We start from the raw sequence: 17,428 nt of genomic DNA, 5'->3' as shown, positions 1-17,428 counted from the left end.
TTTAAAAAAATTTATCTTAAGGTGGTTGGAGCGTTGTCACAATTAGAAACTCCATTATTCGATGCATTACTTAAGCATCGTAATCGTCATCCAATCCAGTTTCATATTCCTGGGCATAAAAAAGGAAAAGGGATGGACCCTGCATTTCGAGAGTTCGTTGGAGATAATGTACTTTCAATAGATTTGATCAATATTGCACCATTAGATGATTTACATTCTCCTAAAGGTGTCATTAAACAAGCACAACATTTAGCGGCAGAAGCATTTGGTGCGGATGAAACTTTTTTCTCCGTTCAAGGGACAAGTGGTGCTATTATGACCATGATACTTACTATTTGTGGACCTGGAGATAAAATCCTTATTCCGCGAAATGTACATAAATCGATTATGTCCGCTATTGTTTTTGCAGGTGCGATCCCTGTTTTTATCCATCCTGAAGTAGATAAAGAATTAGGTATCTCTCATGGTATTTCCGTAGAGTCAGTGGAAAAAGCATTAGAGGCACATCCAGATGCAAAAGGACTACTAGTTATTAATCCTACCTATTTTGGATTGGCAGCAGATCTTAAAAGAATTGTAGAGCTATCTCACGAAAAGGGAATTCCAGTTGTGGTAGACGAAGCGCACGGAGTTCATATACATTTTCACGATTCTCTTCCTATTTCTGCAATGCAAGCTGGTGCGGACATGGCTGCAACCTCTGTGCATAAATTAGGCGGCTCCATGACGCAAAGTTCTATATTGAATGTAAGAAAAGGGTTAGTTTCTACTAAGCGCGTACAATCTATCTTGTCTATGCTAACGACAACTTCTACTTCTTATCCATTACTAGCATCTTTAGACACCGCTAGACGTCAGTTAGCCATTCATGGGGAAGACTTGATAGGTGATGCCATTCGCCTTGCAAAAGATACACGTAAACGTATTAACGCTATTCCGCATATCCGTTGTGTTGGAGATGAAATTTTAAAAACGTCTGCAACATTTGACTTTGATCCTACTAAACTATTAATAAGTGTGAAAGACTTAGGCATGACAGGCTATGATGCGGAAATTTGGCTGAGAGAAAAAGCAAATATAGAAGTAGAGCTTTCTGACCTGTATAATATTTTATGCCTTATTACACTCGGAGATACAAAGAAAGAGGTTAATTTACTTGTTAATGCTCTTTCGAGAATGGTTGCAGCACATGAATCCGATGCAGTGGTATTAGAACCTTTTGTTACTTTGCCTGAAATACCTGGGCTTGCCATGTCTCCAAGAGATGCTTTCTATGCGGCTACAGAGTCTGTACCTCTGAAAGAGGCAAGTGGACGTATTTCTGCAGAGTTTGTAATGGTATATCCGCCTGGTATTCCAATCTTTATTCCCGGGGAAATAATTACACAGGGTAATATCGATTATATAGCGATGAATATGGAAGCAGGATTGCCTGTACAAGGTCCTGAGGACGATACACTTGAAATGATTCATGTCATTAAAGAACATCAAGCTATATATTGACAAAAAAGGAACTCGTGGCGATGAGTTCCTTTTTTTATACGTTATATTATGCACATACTGTAATGAAGTCTTAAATTTAGAACTAGATTAATAGAGCAATTAACGGGAAAATGAAAGACCCGAATATAGCACTCAAAGTCATTGAAACAGAGCCCATTGTTAACGTTTCCTCACCGTATTCTCCTAGTTTAGATACACCAATACCATGAGAAGCACTTCCCATGGAAATCCCTCGACTTATCGCCTTATCAATACGACAAACTTTAAAAATAGTGGGTCCCAGAATAGCCCCCACTAAACCTGCAAGAATAACGAAGACAGCTGTTAAAGTTGGTATACCGCCTATTGTTTCACTTATCGGAATAGCAACAGGTGAAGTGATGGATTTCGGTAATAATGATAATAGAATATGTTCTTCAAATGACAATAACTTAGATAATATCATAATACTGATTATCCCTGAAAAAAGAGCACTTAATACACTTAAGATAATCGGGAACTTGTATTTATAGATTTTCTCTTTATGAATATATAATGGATAGGCCATACTAACAACAGCTGGCCCTAATAATTCATTTATCCACTTACCACCAGACATATAGGAATCATAAGGTGTTTTACTAATTATTAAAATAAGAACAATTAGTACAGTTGTAGAAAGAATAGGTAACAATAACGGGTATGTAAATCGTTTATAGACGATAGACATAATATAAAAAAGCACAATAGTTCCTACTATCATCATGGATGCAATCATTCAATCAGCTCCTTTTCTAATAGCTTCCGCTCAAGGTACTGACAGAACCTTCCTGTGAAAATAATAGTAATTACAGTACTAAGTACAATAGCTAATACCATTCCTAAACCAGCCCATGATAAGAGTTCTGGATAATCCATAATTCCAACAGTCGCTGGTATAAAAAATAACGCTAGAAAAGCCAATAAAAATCCAGCCCCATCTTTTATAAGTTCTACCGGTATTATTCTGAAATATAAGCAAACAAAGAGTAATAACAACCCGACAATACTCCCTGGAAATTGAAGAGAGAGACTTTGAACGATCCATGACCCGATAAACGAGAAAAGATATAAAATAACTACTTGAAATACAATTCGGATAACTTTAACCATTTTTTTGCTTTAAAAGAATTTCTTTTAAAGCTTCCACCTCCAAGAAACTGATAGATATATAGGGAATAATTCTACGCCGATTTAGATACACTGTCTATTAATATAACCAGACAAAAATACGCAGGACCTTTAAGTACAAAACCTGTTTAATGCGTTCCCGATATGATTTGGACAAGCTTCCCCAGTAACCAAAGGACGTTTGTCTGTACTTCGCCCTCCTGGAAGTCTTAGAACAGGTAAGTGATTTTAGAATAATAGAGAATAGCTACTTTCTTATTCATAAAGGAAGACCTTTGGATTATCCAAAGGTCTTTAGATTATTGTATTCCTTTAATTGTTTTTGGATCAATTAAATCGTATCCATTTGCACGAAGACCCTCCACAATACCTCGTAATGCCTGTGCAGTCCATTCCCGATCATGCATTAACAAATTAGCCCCGTCTGTCAAATATTCAGTGTTCACCATAATATCCGTCAAACTAGCAGCATCCCGATATTGTTTTTCCCAATCATATCCATATGTCCAGTTCATTAAAAGCATACCCTCTTGCTTAACAAGGCTCTTACTAAAATCTGTATTAACCCCAAAAGGCGCTCGGAAGAACTTCGGTTTTTCGCCAATTACAGCTTCTACTGTCTCATTTACTTTTATAATTTCTTCTTTTTGCTGCTCCTCAGAGCTCTCTTTTAAATTTACATGTGTTTGCGTATGATTTCCAATAGAGAATCCCATATCGTAAATTGCTTTTAAGTTATTCTTTTCATCATCTGTGTCTAGAAAATGACCATTTACGAAAAATATAGCCGGTGCATTTAACTCTTTCAACGTTTTTGCCATTTCTACTGCGTATTTTTCAGGAGCATCATCGATTGTAAGCAAAACTGCTTTGGGATTGGCATCTTTAATTGGTTTGAATGTCCAATTTGCCTCATTTAGCTCGTATAGTGATTCAGTTTCTTGGATCACTACTTCTTCTTCTACAACCTCTTCCACTTCTTCTACTACAGGTTCTTGAGATACTGTAGTAGTCTCATTACTTTCTTTTACTGTTTTAGGCTTTTCATCACCGTCACTACATGCAGAAAGTCCAAGTAACATTACTGCTGATATCATCCAAGTTGTATGTTTCAATATGATCACCCAGTCCCTTCCTCTATATTTTAACAGGCAAACTAGATTGATAGTAGTTAAAAAGAAAACACACTAAAGAGGATTTCCTTAGAGTGTTTTCGAAGACTGATATTGTTCCGAGATTATGAAGTCGTCATCCAGTAGAACATAAGGATGTGTTTCCATCAAACTATTTTTGAGAAAATCTGGCATTTTCTCTCCTTCATATGCACAGATTAAGGGAAAGGAAAGTGAATTTACCGCTTCATCTACTATTTCCTCAAGATCTTTTATAAGATGTAGCGGCTCTTCCATGCTAGCCCACTCGACATGTGCCCATGCGCGAAAAGAAAGTTTATTTTCCACATAAGACTGTATTGTTTTACTAAAATACTCTGCGATTGAGGGAGGATGATAACTTCCACTTGACCAATAGAAATCCATACTATTTACATAATGAATTAACTCTAATTGTTCTTTCGTTAAACGTGCGTTTAATTCTTTTTGAATAACAGGGTAAAGACGAGAGTTCTCTATAAGAACCACGTAATCACCTGCTGCGATACCGTCTTCAATATAATTCAATAACTGTGAAGTGTAATTTTCTAATCCACGGTACTTATACAAAATATGAAGATGATCATCTCTATGATTTTCAAGCACTTCATTCATATTTACTATTACTTTTCTTCTTACAATACCTTTTGAGTTTTCAAGCATATGTATCACCCCTTTTTTATTCATTCGACGGATTTCCCCAATTCCCTTCATTACTATTCAAATATAGAAAGTCATATTAACTTTAACAGAAGAATTTCTTTCCACAATAAAAACAATAGACCTGCCGCAAAAGCGAACAAGTCTATTGTTAAACTTAAGTTAGAAGTTATTTAGATAGAATATGAATTGGATGACCCATAACTACTTCTGCAGCTTCCATCGCAATTTCACCTAAAGTTGGGTGAGCATGAATAGTCATTGCAATATCTTCAACAGTCATTCCCGCTTCAATTGCTAAACCAAGTTCAGCAATCATATCTGAAGCACCTTGACCTACGATTTGAGCTCCAAGTAATAAACCATCTTCTTTACGTGAAACTAGTTTTACGAAACCATCTGTAGCGTTTAAAGCTAGTGCACGACCATTTGCTCCAAATGGGAATTTCCCTGCAGCAACGTCATATCCTTGCTCTTTCGCTTGTGCTTCATTAAGACCCACTGTAGCCATTTCAGGATCTGTAAAGCAAACAGCAGGAATTGCTAGGTAATCTACAACAGATGTTTGCCCAGCGATTGCTTCTGCAGCTACTTTTCCTTCGTATGATGCTTTATGTGCAAGCTGAGGACCAGCAACAATATCACCAATAGCGTAAATATTAGAAATGCTTGTACGACATTGTTTGTCAACCTCTAATAATCCACGTTCAGCGAATTTAATGCCAATTTCCTCCAGACCCATTTCATCCGTATTTGGACGACGACCTACAGTAACTAGAACGTAATCAGCTTCAACTTTTTTCTCTTCTCCGCCAACTTCATAAGTTACTACTACGCCAGTATCTGACTCTTCCACACCTTTTGCAGATGCTTTAACAGCTATTTCCACGCCTTTTTTCTTCAAGCCTTTTTTAACAATTGTTGTCATTTGTTTTTCGAAGCCAGCAAGAATATCATCGCCACCTTCAACAATCGTAACTTTTGAACCCAAGTTAGCAAATGCTGAACCTAGTTCTGTACCGATATATCCTCCACCAATTACAACTAAGTTTTCTGGAATTTCAGGTAAACTTAATGCACTAGTAGAGTTTAAAACACGTTTAGAGTATTTAAAAGTTGGAATTTCTACAGGACGAGATCCTGTTGCAATAATTGCATTTTTAAATGTATATGTTTGCGCAGATTTTTCATCCATTACACGTACAGTATTAGCATCAACAAAATAAGCTTCGCCCATAACTACTTCGACATTGTTTCCTTTTAATAATCCAGAAACACCGCTAGTCAGTTTTTTTACTACACTGTCTTTAAAAGCTTGTGATTTAGAAAAATCGATTTTTACATCTGTAGCTGTAATTCCCATATCATCAGCATGTTTTGCTTGTTCAAAACGGTGACCAACAGAGATTAATGCTTTAGAAGGAATACATCCTACGTTTAAGCAAACTCCTCCGATATGTTCTTTTTCCACAACTACGACTTTTTGTCCTGTTTGCGCTGCACGAATTGCTGCAACATATCCACCAGGGCCTGAACCTATTACAAGTGTATCTGTTTCGATTGGGAAATCTCCTACTACCATTTTTTACGCCTCCATTAATAATAATTCTGGACTGCTAAGCAAACGCTTCATGTGATTCAACGCATGTTGAGCAGTCGCACCATCGATCATTCGGTGATCAAAGCTCAATGATAATGCTAACACAGGTGCAGCCACAATTTCACTATTTTTTATTACTGGTTTCTCTGAAATTCGACCAATTCCTAAAATAGCGACTTCTGGATGGTTGATAACTGGTGTGAACCATTGTCCACCCGCGGACCCGATATTTGTAATAGAACAAGATGCACCTTTCATTTCGGCAGCAGCAAGTTTACCATCACGCGCTTTTCCAGCTAGTGCATTAATTTCATCTGAAATTGCAAAAACCGACTTACGATCAGCATTTTTGATAACCGGAACTAATAGACCTTTATCCGTATCAGCTGCAATACCTATATTGAAGTAATGTTTTTGGATTACCTCGTTTGTTTCATCATCATAAGATGTGTTTAACGCAGGGAATTCTCTTAAAGTACTTACTAAAGCCTTAACTACATAAGGTAAATATGTTAACTTGATATTTTTTTCAGCAGCAATTTCTTTAAATTTCTTACGATGTGCAACAAGTTCAGTAACATCTACTTCATCCATTAACGTTACATGTGGAGCTGTATGTTTAGAATGTACCATTGCTTTAGCGATTGCTTTACGCATCGGTGAAAGTTTTTCTCTAGTTTCAGGGAATTCACCTTCAAATGTAACTGGTGCTGAAGTTTTAGTTGGTTGTTCAGCTTCTGCATTAGTAGTTGTTTCAGCTTTTTCTTCCACTGCAGTAGGCTGATCTCCGGATAAGAAAGTTTCAATGTCTTCTTTTAAAACGCGGCCATTTTTACCTGAACCCGTTACATCCGAAATACTTACATCGTTTTCACGTGCAAACTTGCGAACTGAAGGCATAGCAATAACGCGTGTATCACCTTTTGGTTGTTCTTTAGGTGTTGTCGTCACTTTCTCCGCTGAAGCTTCAACATTTTTTGCTAGAGTTTCAACCTTTTCTTTGTCTACTGATTGGCCATCTTCAGCAGTTGCTTGAACTTGCGCTTCTGTTTTTTCTTCTGCTTTTTCCTCATCACTATGATCGCCTTTAAATTTAAGGTCTTCATAACCAGGAGCATCAAGCTTAATAAGCACATCTCCAACGATAGCTACTGTTCCTTCACTTACAAGAACTTCTGTAACTTTCCCTTTTACAGGAGATGGAATTTCTACAACCGCTTTATCATTTTGCACTTCGCATAAAATATCGTCCTCTTGTACCTCATCGCCCGCTTTTACAAACCACTTAACAATTTCACCTTCATGTATACCCTCACCGATATCTGGTAATCGAAATTCAAATGACAATGTATTCACCCTTTCTATAGCAGATTTTAAATTAGAATGTTAAAACTTTTTTAGCTGTATTTACTATATCCGTAGCATTCGGTAACCAAACCGTTTCTGCTTGAGAGAATGGGAAAACAGTGTCTGGAGCAGTTACTCGTAATACTGGAGCTTCTAAACTTAAAATAGCACGCTCTGTAATTTCTGCTACAATGTTTGCCGCAATCCCTGCTTGTTTTTGTGCTTCTTGAACAACCATTGCACGATTCGTTTTTTCTACAGAAGCAATAATTGTTTCGATATCCAAAGGTTGAACTGTACGTAAATCGATTACTTCTACAGAGTGCCCTTCTTTTTCAAGTTCTTCCGCTGCCTTCAAACTTTCGTGTACCATTGCACCGTAAGCAATAATTGTTAAATCTGTACCCTCACGTTTAACATCAGCTTTTCCAAGAGGAATTGTATATTCTTCTTCCGGTACTTCTCCACGGAATGAACGATATAATTTCATGTGCTCAAGGAAAATTACTGGATCATTATCACGAATTGCAGAGATTAATAGTCCTTTTGCATCGTATGGAGTAGAAGGAATAACCACTTTTACACCTGGTGTTGAAGTCATAAGAAGCTCTAAACTATCAGCATGCATTTCTGGTGTATGAACTCCTCCACCGAATGGAGAACGGATTGTAACAGGTGCATTAAATGCTCCCCCTGTACGGAAACGCATACGAGCTAGCTGACCAGCTATAGAATCCATTACTTCAAAAACAAATCCAAAGAATTGAATTTCTGGAACAGGACGGAACCCTTGTAGGGAAAGACCTACGGCAAGACCACCAATACCTGACTCAGCAAGTGGTGTATCAAATACACGATCTTCTCCGAATTCTTTTTGTAATCCTTCAGTTGCACGGAAAACTCCGCCGTTAACGCCTACGTCTTCACCGAAGACTAGAACGTTTTCATCATTTTTAAGCTCAGTACGGAGTGCATCCGTAATTGCTTGAATCATCGTCATTTGTGCCATCGGTTACTTCGACTCCTTCTCAGTGTAGTAAGCTAATTGCTCATCTAAGTTATATGGATTTTCTTCATACATAATATTGATAAGGTCCGTTACTTTTTGTTTTGGTGCTGCATCTGCTTTCTTAACAGCTTCTTTAATTTCTTCTTTTGCTTTTTCAATTACTTCTGCTTCTTTTTCTTCACTCCAGATACCTTTTGTTTCCAGGTATTTACGGAAACGAACTAATGGATCTTTCTTTTCCCATTCAGAATCAGTTTCTGAAGTACGGTAACGAGTCGGATCATCGCCAGCCATCGTATGAGGACCGTAACGATAACATACTGTTTCAATAAGACTAGGTCCGTCACCTTTAATGGCACGTTCTCTAGCATCTTTCGTAGCAGCATAAACAGCAAGTGGATCCATGCCATCAACTAGAACACTAGGAATACCAGCTGCAATTCCTTTTTGTGCAATTGTTTTAGCAGATGTTTGTAGTTCGCGAGGGGTAGAAATCGCAAATTGGTTGTTCTGAACGATAAACACTGCAGGAACACGGAATGCTCCAGCAAAGTTAATACCTTCATAGAAGTCCCCTTGTGATGATCCACCGTCACCCGTATAAGTAATGGCGATTGCTTTTTTACCACGTTTTTGCATACCAAGTGCAACACCAGCCGCTTGGATAAATTGAGCACCAATAATTATTTGTGGTGGGAAAACATTTACACCTTCAGGAATTTGGTTCCCCATAAAATGCCCACGTGAGAATAGAAACGCTTGCCATAAAGGTAAGCCATGCCAAACTATTTGAGGTACATCACGATATCCAGGTAAGATAAAATCATCTTTTTCTAAAGCATATTGAGAAGCTAGTTGAGAAGCTTCTTGACCCGCTGTTGGAGCATAGAAGCCTAAACGTCCTTGTCTATTTAAAGAGATAGAGCGTTGATCTAAAATACGTGTATAAACCATACGACTCATCAACTCTACTAGTTCCTCGTCAGATAAGTTAGGATTTGCTTTTTCGTTTACAATTTCCCCTTCTTCATTTAAAATCTGAAACATTTCAAACTTTTCTTCGATTTCATGAAGCGTTTTCATAGGGTCTAACTGCGCTGGTTTGTTTGCAGCCATTATTACATCTCTCCTTTTCTTCTGTATTAAAATTATTATTTAATTATAGTAGTACAACAACATTTCCTTTTTAGTATACTCAAGAATAAATCCAGGGTCAATCATATGAAACCCATGTATTTAATTGTCGGAATATTAGAACTTATATAAACTGTACTACTACTAAATTATGTCTGTACTATATCAGATTGCTATATTTATATAAAAAAGCAGCTCTGTCTAGAGCTGCTTTTTTATTTTCCATCTTTCTGTAACGAAGTTAAGACTTCTTCCTTCACTTCATTTACCCTTGCTGTTGCTTCATTAAACTTTTCAACGGATTTTTTCACTACTTCATTGTGCATGTTTACATCTTGAACCTGTGCTTGAATGACAGTTATATCTGCAGATTCATCTATTAACATATTATATAAATTTTGTTGCAGATCAGCTAACTCATTATAGTTAGTCGTTACTTCTTCATATGCTGTAATACGTTCTTCCAATGAAGTCTCCATTTTTTTTAAAGTTTCTTTCTCCGAAGCTTCCTTGGTTTCTGAAATAAGTGTATTAATTTTTTTAATATCCTCAGTAGTAGCGTTTATCGATGCAGCTTCCTTTTCTACTAAAGTTAATCTAGTTTCTAATAGAGTTGCCGTATCTTCTACCATTGTAGTAAGTTCTTCCTTTTGATCTTTAGTCAGTTCCATCATTTTCTGAAAGTTTGCCTGTTCTTTGGATTCTGTTTCTGCTAGTTCTTTTTGTACATCTCTATAATCGGCTTCTTGATCGTAAATTTCCGTTAAGATGTTAGATAACTTTTCTTCTGTCGACTCCCCAAAGTTACAGCCGGCAAGTAGTAATATACTACTTAAAATGAGTACAAATTTATTTATTTTCATCATGTAACCTCCTATACCCATTCAACTATAATTGTATTAACTATTAAATTCAACTGACGAATAGGCTGTTTTTTGTTTAGTATACAGACAAATTTCGCTATAATAGATATATGAACATTGAAAGGACGATTAAAAATGATTTTAATGAATGATATTGTCAGAGATGGTCATCCATCTTTACGTACAAAAACAGAAGATCTTATCTTCCCATTATCACAAGAAGATATAATTCTTGCCAATGATTTACTGGAATATGTTATTAACAGCCAAGACGATGAAATGGTTGAAAAATATAAAATACGACCAGGAATTGGAATTGCTGCTCCACAGGTAAATGCTAACAAAAGAATGTTCGCACTTCACTTAGAAGATGAAAACGATCTAGAAGTAAGCTTCGTAGCAGTTAACCCCAAAATAATTAGTCACTCCGTAGAAAGAACGTATATTTCTGCTGGAGAAGGTTGCTTATCTGTAGATGAAGTAATCGAAGGATATGTGCCAAGATATGCACGCATTACCGCGACAGGGTTTTACCCAGATGGAACTCCATTTAAAAAACGCTTAAAAGGATTAGCAGCTATTGCTTTCCAACATGAACTCGATCATTTAAATGGCATCATGTTTTATGATCACATCAACAAAGAAAATCCATATGCTCCGATTCCAGATTCGGTACCTTATGAACGAGTTTAAACTTTTACACAAAACGCCGGTCCTACGTATGTAGAACCGGCGTTTTAGTTATCGTATTCAAGTTTCTAATTTGTCGTTTGTAGTAGTGATATGATGGCTATTCGAGACTTTTTATTTGTAATTGCACCAACTATAACCACCATTTTGCACTCTCCATTATTGTAAGTCTTTCAATCTTGGCATAGCAGATAATGCACCAGGTTTAGTGGCACAGATTCCACCTAACCTATTACTAAATGCGATGTAACGTATCCAGTCCTCTTTTGTGGAAGGATGCCCCTCCAAGTATATCTTTGAAAGAATGCCTGCGACAAAAGCATCTCCAGCACCAGTCGTATCGACTGGTATTACTTTTTCTACCGGAACATGTACTACTTCCCCGTGAAGCACCGCATAAGTCCCCTCTGCACCAATAGTAATAAGTAAAGCCTCGATATTATATTGCTGCATAGATTTGATACCATCTTCTATAGATGTCGTTTCCGTTAAAAAGAATAATTCTTCCTCTGTTAACTTCAATATATCAACCATATTAAAAAAGGAAGAGATGGTTTCTCTACAACTCTCTTCACTACTCCAACGTAATGGTCTAATGTTAGCATCAAAAGAAATAAGTACATTTGACTTTTTCATATTCTCTACAATTTTTCTAGTTGTCCCAAGAGCTATAGGATGAAATAGGGTACCAGAACAAAAATGAAAAACAGATGTTTCATGAATTATCTCGTTCTTAATAGCGGAAAAGTCTACTTGGATGTCAGGGGTAACATCAACATAACGTTCAAAATGACGTTCATTGTTCTCCAAGAGATGTACATATACACCGCTAACCTCTTTTTCGGGAACTATTTGCGAAAAGGATAGATCTACTCCCTCCGCTGCTAATTCATTTCTAACAAATTCAGATGTTTCATTTTCTCCGGTTACAGTTATGAACGAAGATGCTGCTCCGAGTCGTGCTACTCCTGCAGCAACATTAACGGTCGCACCACCTAAAAACTTTGTGAATCGACTATTGCTTTGATCTTCTGCAATATAATCGACAAATGCATCACCATATATGAGGACAAACTTTTTGGACATCTAGTAAACTCCTTAAATTAACCTTAATTTTTTCATTGCGTTGGAAAGCCCACTCTCTGATACATGATCCGTAACAAAGGTAGCATGTTCCCTTAACTCTTCGACACAGTTCCCCATTGCGACACTTGTACCAGCGAACTGAAGCATTTCTATATCATTTAGGCCATCACCGAAAGCTATCGCATCTTCGGGTCCTCTTCCAATATGTTTTAACAAAAGATCCATCCCTTTAGCCTTTGAAATCCCTTTAGGAAGAACATCACAGGAAACACGGTGCCAGCGGACAAATTTTAAATTTGGAAAAGCTTGTTCATATTCCTTTTGTTCCTCTAAACTGCAAAAGATAAGCGCTTGATGAATATCATTCGTCAAATAGAAATCCTCTGCATAACGCGGGAAATTTATTTTCAGTGTAGATATACTATCGAATACATCTTGGTGATCAGGAAAGCTAGAAACCATTTCATCACTGTCCATATACACAACTGATTGCTTTCTTTTGTTCGCAAACTCCGTTAGTCGGGCCAACTCTTCCCTCTCAACAATCCCTTTATGTAATACTTCTCCTCTGAACTGAACAATTTGGCCATTATAACAAACAAACGAATCTATTTTCAATCGATCTAAAACAGCTTGAGCAGTAAAAGGAGAGCGTCCAGTCGATATGACAATTTCATGTCCATTATCTCTGGCCTTTTGAAGTGACTCTTCTACTCCATCGGGAATATTTTTATCATGGTCTAAAATCGTTCCATCAATATCAAAAAATAAAATTTTGTTTTTCATAAAAATCCTCCATTCTAAAATGCGAATTATTTGACTTTTCAGTCATAATCCTTTACACATTTCACTCTTGCGTATATAATACTCTATAAGGAGTGAATAGCCATGTTGAAACGCCTGAAAAGGAAATGGTTGAGACGGCTCGGTGGAATGCTTAGAAACAAAACGATTGCTTAAAGTAGGCTTCAATCCTCAGTTTTTCACTACAGGATTGATAGTTTTAACATTTGACCGCTTACGTAAATTTAATCTCCCGCTAACGCCAAAGTTTTAGGACAAGGCTTAAAATCGGGATATTACACTACTCGTAACGCAGGTAAAATACTTTTGCCCTCTAAAATGGAGGGCTTTTCTTTATTTTAAATAAGTGTCATGATAATATAAAGAGAATTGATTTATTTTGAACGTGAAAAAGGAGAGTATAAAATGATTTTTAAAGTTTATTATCAAGAGAATGTACTAGAAGTACCAGTTCGCGAAAACACACAATGTTTATATGTAGAGGCTGAAACTGAGCGCGAAGTTCGTGCGCTATTAATAGACCGCAAATATAATATCGAATTAATTCAGTTGCTTGAAGGTAATCATTTAGAGTACGAACAAGCCGGCGAGAATTACAAAGTAGAGAAGATTTAATATATGAAATTTGTAAAAAATGACCAAACTGCGGTTTTCGCCCTCGGCGGACTAGGCGAAATCGGCAAAAACACATATGGCGTTCAATTCCAAGATGAAATAATATTAATCGATGCTGGTATTAAATTCCCAGAGGATGATTTACTCGGCATTGATTATGTAATTCCTGATTACACTTATTTAGTAAAAAATGTGGACAAGATTAAAGGACTCTTTATCACTCACGGTCACGAAGATCATATCGGTGGTATTCCCTATCTTTTAAAACAAATTAATGTACCCGTTTACGGAGGAAAGCTTGCCCTTGGTTTATTAAGAAATAAATTAGAAGAGCATGGCTTACTACGCCAAACAAAAATGATCGTTATTCAAGAAGAAGATGTTATCAAGTTTAGAAAAACTTCTGTAAGTTTCTATCGTACAACACATAGTATTCCAGATGCATTTGGGATAGTGGTAAAAACACCACCCGGCAATATTGTGCATACGGGTGACTTTAAATTTGATTTCACACCTGTAGGTGAACCAGCAAACTTAACAAAAATGGCTGAAATCGGAAAAGATGGAGTGCTATGCTTACTATCAGATAGTACAAATGCAGAAATCCCTAATTTTACAATGTCAGAGCGTAAAGTCGGAGAAAGCATGGATTCTATTTTCCGTAAGGTAGATGGTCGTATTATCTTTGCTACTTTTGCATCTAATATTCATAGACTTCAACAAGTAACCGACGCAGCTGTTCTTCACGGACGTAAAATTGCTGTCTTTGGTCGAAGCATGGATAATGCTATGACAATCGGTCGTGAACTTGGTTATATTACAGCTCCAAAAGAAACGTTTGTGGATGTAAGCGCATTGAACCGATTACCAGCGAACGAAGTACTTATACTTTGTACAGGTAGTCAAGGGGAACCGATGGCAGCATTATCTCGTATCGCTAACGGTACACATCGACAAATTCAAATTCAACCTGGAGATACAGTAGTATTTTCTTCTTCACCTATCCCTGGAAATAGAGCAAGTGTCAATCGTACGATTAACTTACTATTCCGTGCAGGAGCAGAAGTAATCCACGGTTCATTAAACAATATTCACACTTCCGGGCATGGTTCACAAGAAGAGAATAAGCTTATGCTTCGTCTTATGAAGCCTAAGTTCTTCATGCCTATTCACGGAGAGTATCGAATGCTGAAGATTCATACTGAATTAGCAGTAGATTGCGATGTAGATCCGGATAATACCTTTATTATGGAAAACGGAGAAGTACTTGCCTTGAGTGCGGATGAAGCACATGTTGCTGGCCGAATTCCTTCTGGCGATATTTATATTGACGGAAGTGGAATTGGAGATATTGGGAATATTGTTCTTCGTGATCGTCGTGTCTTATCAGAGGAAGGCTTAGTTATTGTTGTAGTAAGTGCTGATATGGAGAAGAAAAAAATTGTATCAGGTCCTGATATTATCTCTCGTGGTTTCGTTTATATGCGTGAATCAGGAACAATGATTAATGAGGCACAACAAATGTTGAATAAACATTTACGATACACTATTCAAAGTAAAGAGACTGAATGGTCTGAATTAAAAAATGAAATTATAGACGTTCTAAGTCCTTATTTATATGAAAAGACGAAACGTCGTCCAATGATACTTCCAATTATTATGGAAGTATAAGTAATAACCTCAGAATCTAAAATTCTGAGGTTATTTTTTTTCCCTAAAACTTAGTTGTACGTGTCCCCTCTTTTGAATATCATACATGGATATCATTTCAATGGAGGCATCTAGTATGAACTCAATATTTACTTATATTTTTTTAGGTATTTCCTTAGCGGCACCCGTGCGACCTGTCAATGCGGCACAATTAAATACAGGTATAAAGAACGGATTCTTTCATGCATGGATTTTTGGCTTTGGTGCTTTGTTGGCTGATATTTTATATATGGTTTTAGTCTATTTTGGAGTGGGACAATTTGTGGATTCTCCATATATCAAAATATTTCTATGGTCCTTTGGATGCTTTGTTCTAACTTACACCGGGATAGAAAGTCTACTAACGCTCCATAAGATTAAGTTAAATTTCCATAAAGAAAAAAGAGTTAGATTTAGACAGTCATTATCTTCAGGATTTCTTTTGTCTTTGCTAAACCCTTTAACCATTCTTTTCTGGTTAGGAATATTTGGTTCAGTACTAGCTGAAGCCTCTCAAAAAATTACGGATAGTCAACTCATTTTATATAGCTTTGCAATTATTGGGGGTATTATTTTATGGGATACTTTTATGGCTTTCCTATCTAGTGGTGCACGGAAATTTCTTTCCAATAAATTTTTAGTTATCATTTCTATCATTTCCTCTTTGTCCATGCTTGGTTTCGGAATTTATTTTGGCATTCAAGCTTATCAATTACTTTTTTAAACCTCTTCTTTTTTCCACTTTTTGCGTAAAAATAATACGATGATCGCGATAATTGATAGGAATATGACGCTGATGAAGAAACCTGGTCGACTAGTTGAATGAAAAAGCGCCCCACTGACAGCTGCCGAAACAAGAATAATACCGATTACTCTTTTTACCTTATCAGCTTTCGTTGTGTCCACTAGCCTGTGATACATAGCTAAGATAAACAGCCAATTATAAAGCAACATCAATGCGGCTGCAGTAGTTATATACTGATAAACTTTATCTGGTAGCAACAAGGAAGTAACTATAGAAAGAATAAGACCTACAGAAGTTAGAGCTATTGCTGGTAAAGGCATCTTAAACTTCTTTTTTGTTTGCTTACTAAATATGGCTGGTGCATCCCCCTCTTCAGATAAGGTAGTAAGAATTGTCGTAACTGAGAATAGGGATGCTGACATAGTTGAAAAACCCGCAATAATAATAGCCGCTGTAAAAACATGAGGAAAAAAATCCAGATTAAAACCGGATAATGCTGTAACAAATGGGCTCTTGTCATCCTTAAATTTAGTATATGGCATTAATAATAACGCCAAGATAAGAGACGTGACATAGATTATACCAAGTAATCCTAACATGACCTTACCCGATTTTGGTGCATCTTCTTTCTTTTTCAGATGAATAGCCATGACACCCATTACTTCAATTCCACCATGTGCATAAAATGCAAATAGAAGAGCACTCCAAAAACCTAAAATTCCTTTCGGAAAGAAACCTTCTAATGTACTTGGAATATTATCTTTAGGGTTGCCATCTATTACTCCAGTCAATGCCAAAACTGCAATTATGATGAACATAAAAATAGCAGCAATCTTCATCACTGCGAATACACTTTCTAGTTTTCCAAATGCCTTTGCTCCTATGAATAACACTAACAATCCGCAAATTGCATAAATTAATGCAAATATCCATAGAGCTACCTTTGGAAACCAAAGTTTGGTTAACAGAGATATCGCTGTCAATTGACTACCAATGATCAATATTTCAGAACACCAGTAAACCCACCCACTACTAAATCCCGCCCAACGTCCATAAGCTTTTTTGGCATAAGTTCGAAATGATCCTTTTTGTGGATCATTCGCTGACATTTTAGCAAGTGCCTCAAACACAATATAGGTAGCACAAGCTGCCATAGTGAAAGCCAATATAACCGAAGGACCAGTCATTTGGATGGCTATGCTAGAAGCTAAGAAAAATCCTGTGCCAATAATACATCCTACTCCGATAAGAGATAGTTGCCACCATGCTAAGTGACCATCTTCCTTATTGGTACTAACCGGTTTTTTGGACATTTCACACCTCCTCGTAAACCTAGTATTTCACGAGAAATAGTAATTATGTGTTCGGTTTACACTTGGAGAA

17 protein-coding genes are annotated in these 17,428 nt (G+C 36.8%); 5 read left to right on the top strand and 12 right to left on the bottom strand.

All coding sequences use genetic code 11. The features are described 5' to 3' along the window. Positions 1–33 precede the first annotated feature (33 nt). Positions 34–1,503, top strand: coding sequence for an aminotransferase class I/II-fold pyridoxal phosphate-dependent enzyme (locus MHI47_RS05295; RefSeq protein WP_093535418.1), 1,470 nt, complete (start codon positions 34–36; stop codon positions 1,501–1,503). A gap of 82 nt (positions 1,504–1,585) precedes the next feature. On the opposite strand, the gene MHI47_RS05290 is transcribed toward MHI47_RS05295, so the two are convergent. The 9 genes from MHI47_RS05290 to MHI47_RS05250 all read right to left on the bottom strand — a co-directional run bounded on the left by MHI47_RS05290 (position 1,586) and on the right by MHI47_RS05250 (position 10,416). Beyond that, the gene (locus MHI47_RS05290) at positions 1,586–2,260 is read right to left on the bottom strand and encodes an LrgB family protein (RefSeq protein ID WP_340761838.1); all 675 of its coding nucleotides are present in this window, start codon (positions 2,258–2,260) and stop codon (positions 1,586–1,588) included. Further along, on the bottom strand, positions 2,257–2,634 hold the full coding sequence (locus tag MHI47_RS05285) for a CidA/LrgA family protein (RefSeq protein ID WP_340761837.1): 378 nt from the start codon (positions 2,632–2,634) through the stop codon (positions 2,257–2,259). Before MHI47_RS05285 ends, MHI47_RS05290 begins: the two co-directional genes overlap by 4 nt. Positions 2,635–2,951: 317 nt before the next feature. Continuing rightward, positions 2,952–3,767 (bottom strand): polysaccharide deacetylase family protein, encoded by an 816-nt coding sequence (locus MHI47_RS05280; protein ID WP_340771344.1) that lies wholly within the window; start codon positions 3,765–3,767, stop codon positions 2,952–2,954. An 87-nt stretch (positions 3,768–3,854) separates the two neighbouring features. After that, complete coding sequence (locus MHI47_RS05275; protein ID WP_340829943.1) at positions 3,855–4,466, bottom strand: MEDS domain-containing protein; 612 nt, start codon at positions 4,464–4,466, stop codon at positions 3,855–3,857. A 166-nt stretch (positions 4,467–4,632) separates the two neighbouring features. Further along, the gene (gene lpdA, locus MHI47_RS05270; protein ID WP_093535426.1) at positions 4,633–6,045 is read right to left on the bottom strand and encodes a dihydrolipoyl dehydrogenase; all 1,413 of its coding nucleotides are present in this window, start codon (positions 6,043–6,045) and stop codon (positions 4,633–4,635) included. A gap of 3 nt (positions 6,046–6,048) precedes the next feature. Then, positions 6,049–7,410: a dihydrolipoamide acetyltransferase family protein gene (locus tag MHI47_RS05265; RefSeq protein WP_340829941.1), complete on the bottom strand. Its 1,362-nt coding sequence runs from the start codon at positions 7,408–7,410 to the stop codon at positions 6,049–6,051. Positions 7,411–7,441: 31 nt separating this feature from the next. Then, positions 7,442–8,419, bottom strand: coding sequence for an alpha-ketoacid dehydrogenase subunit beta (locus tag MHI47_RS05260; protein ID WP_093535430.1), 978 nt, complete (start codon positions 8,417–8,419; stop codon positions 7,442–7,444). Positions 8,420–8,422: 3 nt separating this feature from the next. Beyond that, positions 8,423–9,535, bottom strand: a complete 1,113-nt coding sequence (pdhA, locus tag MHI47_RS05255; protein WP_340761834.1) for a pyruvate dehydrogenase (acetyl-transferring) E1 component subunit alpha — start codon at positions 9,533–9,535, stop codon at positions 8,423–8,425. A 233-nt stretch (positions 9,536–9,768) separates the two neighbouring features. Further along, complete coding sequence (locus tag MHI47_RS05250; RefSeq protein ID WP_175496186.1) at positions 9,769–10,416, bottom strand: YkyA family protein; 648 nt, start codon at positions 10,414–10,416, stop codon at positions 9,769–9,771. A gap of 135 nt (positions 10,417–10,551) precedes the next feature. Here MHI47_RS05250 and def point away from each other — a divergent pair, with 135 nt between their 5' ends. Beyond that, on the top strand, positions 10,552–11,109 hold the full coding sequence (gene def, locus MHI47_RS05245) for a peptide deformylase (RefSeq protein ID WP_093535436.1): 558 nt from the start codon (positions 10,552–10,554) through the stop codon (positions 11,107–11,109). 156 nt (positions 11,110–11,265) lie between these two features. On the opposite strand, the gene MHI47_RS05240 is transcribed toward def, so the two are convergent. Both MHI47_RS05240 and MHI47_RS05235 read right to left on the bottom strand, forming a co-directional pair. Beyond that, the gene (locus tag MHI47_RS05240; protein ID WP_340829940.1) at positions 11,266–12,192 is read right to left on the bottom strand and encodes a carbohydrate kinase family protein; all 927 of its coding nucleotides are present in this window, start codon (positions 12,190–12,192) and stop codon (positions 11,266–11,268) included. Between the two features lie 12 nt (positions 12,193–12,204). Beyond that, positions 12,205–12,978, bottom strand: a complete 774-nt coding sequence (locus MHI47_RS05235; protein WP_340829937.1) for a Cof-type HAD-IIB family hydrolase — start codon at positions 12,976–12,978, stop codon at positions 12,205–12,207. Between the two features lie 423 nt (positions 12,979–13,401). Here MHI47_RS05235 and MHI47_RS05230 point away from each other — a divergent pair, with 423 nt between their 5' ends. The 3 genes from MHI47_RS05230 to MHI47_RS05220 all read left to right on the top strand — a co-directional run bounded on the left by MHI47_RS05230 (position 13,402) and on the right by MHI47_RS05220 (position 16,024). Beyond that, positions 13,402–13,611, top strand: coding sequence for a DNA-dependent RNA polymerase subunit epsilon (locus tag MHI47_RS05230; RefSeq protein WP_093535442.1), 210 nt, complete (start codon positions 13,402–13,404; stop codon positions 13,609–13,611). A gap of 3 nt (positions 13,612–13,614) precedes the next feature. Then, positions 13,615–15,282 (top strand): ribonuclease J1, encoded by a 1,668-nt coding sequence (gene rnjA / locus MHI47_RS05225; RefSeq protein WP_093535444.1) that lies wholly within the window; start codon positions 13,615–13,617, stop codon positions 15,280–15,282. A 115-nt stretch (positions 15,283–15,397) separates the two neighbouring features. Then, on the top strand, positions 15,398–16,024 hold the full coding sequence (locus MHI47_RS05220; protein WP_340829935.1) for a LysE family transporter: 627 nt from the start codon (positions 15,398–15,400) through the stop codon (positions 16,022–16,024). On the opposite strand, the gene MHI47_RS05215 is transcribed toward MHI47_RS05220, so the two are convergent. Next, complete coding sequence (locus tag MHI47_RS05215) at positions 16,021–17,358, bottom strand: amino acid permease (RefSeq protein WP_340761830.1); 1,338 nt, start codon at positions 17,356–17,358, stop codon at positions 16,021–16,023. The genes MHI47_RS05220 and MHI47_RS05215 overlap by 4 nt on opposite strands. Positions 17,359–17,428 lie beyond the last annotated feature (70 nt).

The sequence above is a fragment of the Psychrobacillus sp. FSL H8-0487 genome, from assembly GCF_038008385.1.
Taxonomy (GTDB): domain Bacteria; phylum Bacillota; class Bacilli; order Bacillales_A; family Planococcaceae; genus Psychrobacillus; species Psychrobacillus psychrotolerans.
This window is presented reverse-complemented; position numbering and strand designations above follow the sequence as displayed.

Excerpts from the sequence above, each read along its gene's own strand:
- MHI47_RS05275 (WP_340829943.1), bottom strand. The coding sequence starts at position 4,466 with ATGCTTGAAAACTCAAAAGGTATTGTAAGAAGAAAAGTAATAGTAAAT.
- pdhA (WP_340761834.1), bottom strand. The coding sequence starts at position 9,535 with ATGGCTGCAAACAAACCAGCGCAGTTAGACCCTATGAAAACGCTTCAT.
- MHI47_RS05250 (WP_175496186.1), bottom strand. The coding sequence starts at position 10,416 with ATGAAAATAAATAAATTTGTACTCATTTTAAGTAGTATATTACTACTT.
- MHI47_RS05235 (WP_340829937.1), bottom strand. The coding sequence starts at position 12,978 with ATGAAAAACAAAATTTTATTTTTTGATATTGATGGAACGATTTTAGAC.
- def (WP_093535436.1), top strand. The coding sequence starts at position 10,552 with ATGATTTTAATGAATGATATTGTCAGAGATGGTCATCCATCTTTACGT.
- MHI47_RS05260 (WP_093535430.1), bottom strand. The coding sequence starts at position 8,419 with ATGGCACAAATGACGATGATTCAAGCAATTACGGATGCACTCCGTACT.
- MHI47_RS05215 (WP_340761830.1), bottom strand. The coding sequence starts at position 17,358 with ATGTCCAAAAAACCGGTTAGTACCAATAAGGAAGATGGTCACTTAGCA.
- MHI47_RS05290 (WP_340761838.1), bottom strand. The coding sequence starts at position 2,260 with ATGATTGCATCCATGATGATAGTAGGAACTATTGTGCTTTTTTATATT.
- MHI47_RS05285 (WP_340761837.1), bottom strand. The coding sequence starts at position 2,634 with ATGGTTAAAGTTATCCGAATTGTATTTCAAGTAGTTATTTTATATCTT.
- rnjA (WP_093535444.1), top strand. The coding sequence starts at position 13,615 with ATGAAATTTGTAAAAAATGACCAAACTGCGGTTTTCGCCCTCGGCGGA.
- MHI47_RS05240 (WP_340829940.1), bottom strand. The coding sequence starts at position 12,192 with ATGTCCAAAAAGTTTGTCCTCATATATGGTGATGCATTTGTCGATTAT.
- MHI47_RS05220 (WP_340829935.1), top strand. The coding sequence starts at position 15,398 with ATGAACTCAATATTTACTTATATTTTTTTAGGTATTTCCTTAGCGGCA.
- lpdA (WP_093535426.1), bottom strand. The coding sequence starts at position 6,045 with ATGGTAGTAGGAGATTTCCCAATCGAAACAGATACACTTGTAATAGGT.
- MHI47_RS05230 (WP_093535442.1), top strand. The coding sequence starts at position 13,402 with ATGATTTTTAAAGTTTATTATCAAGAGAATGTACTAGAAGTACCAGTT.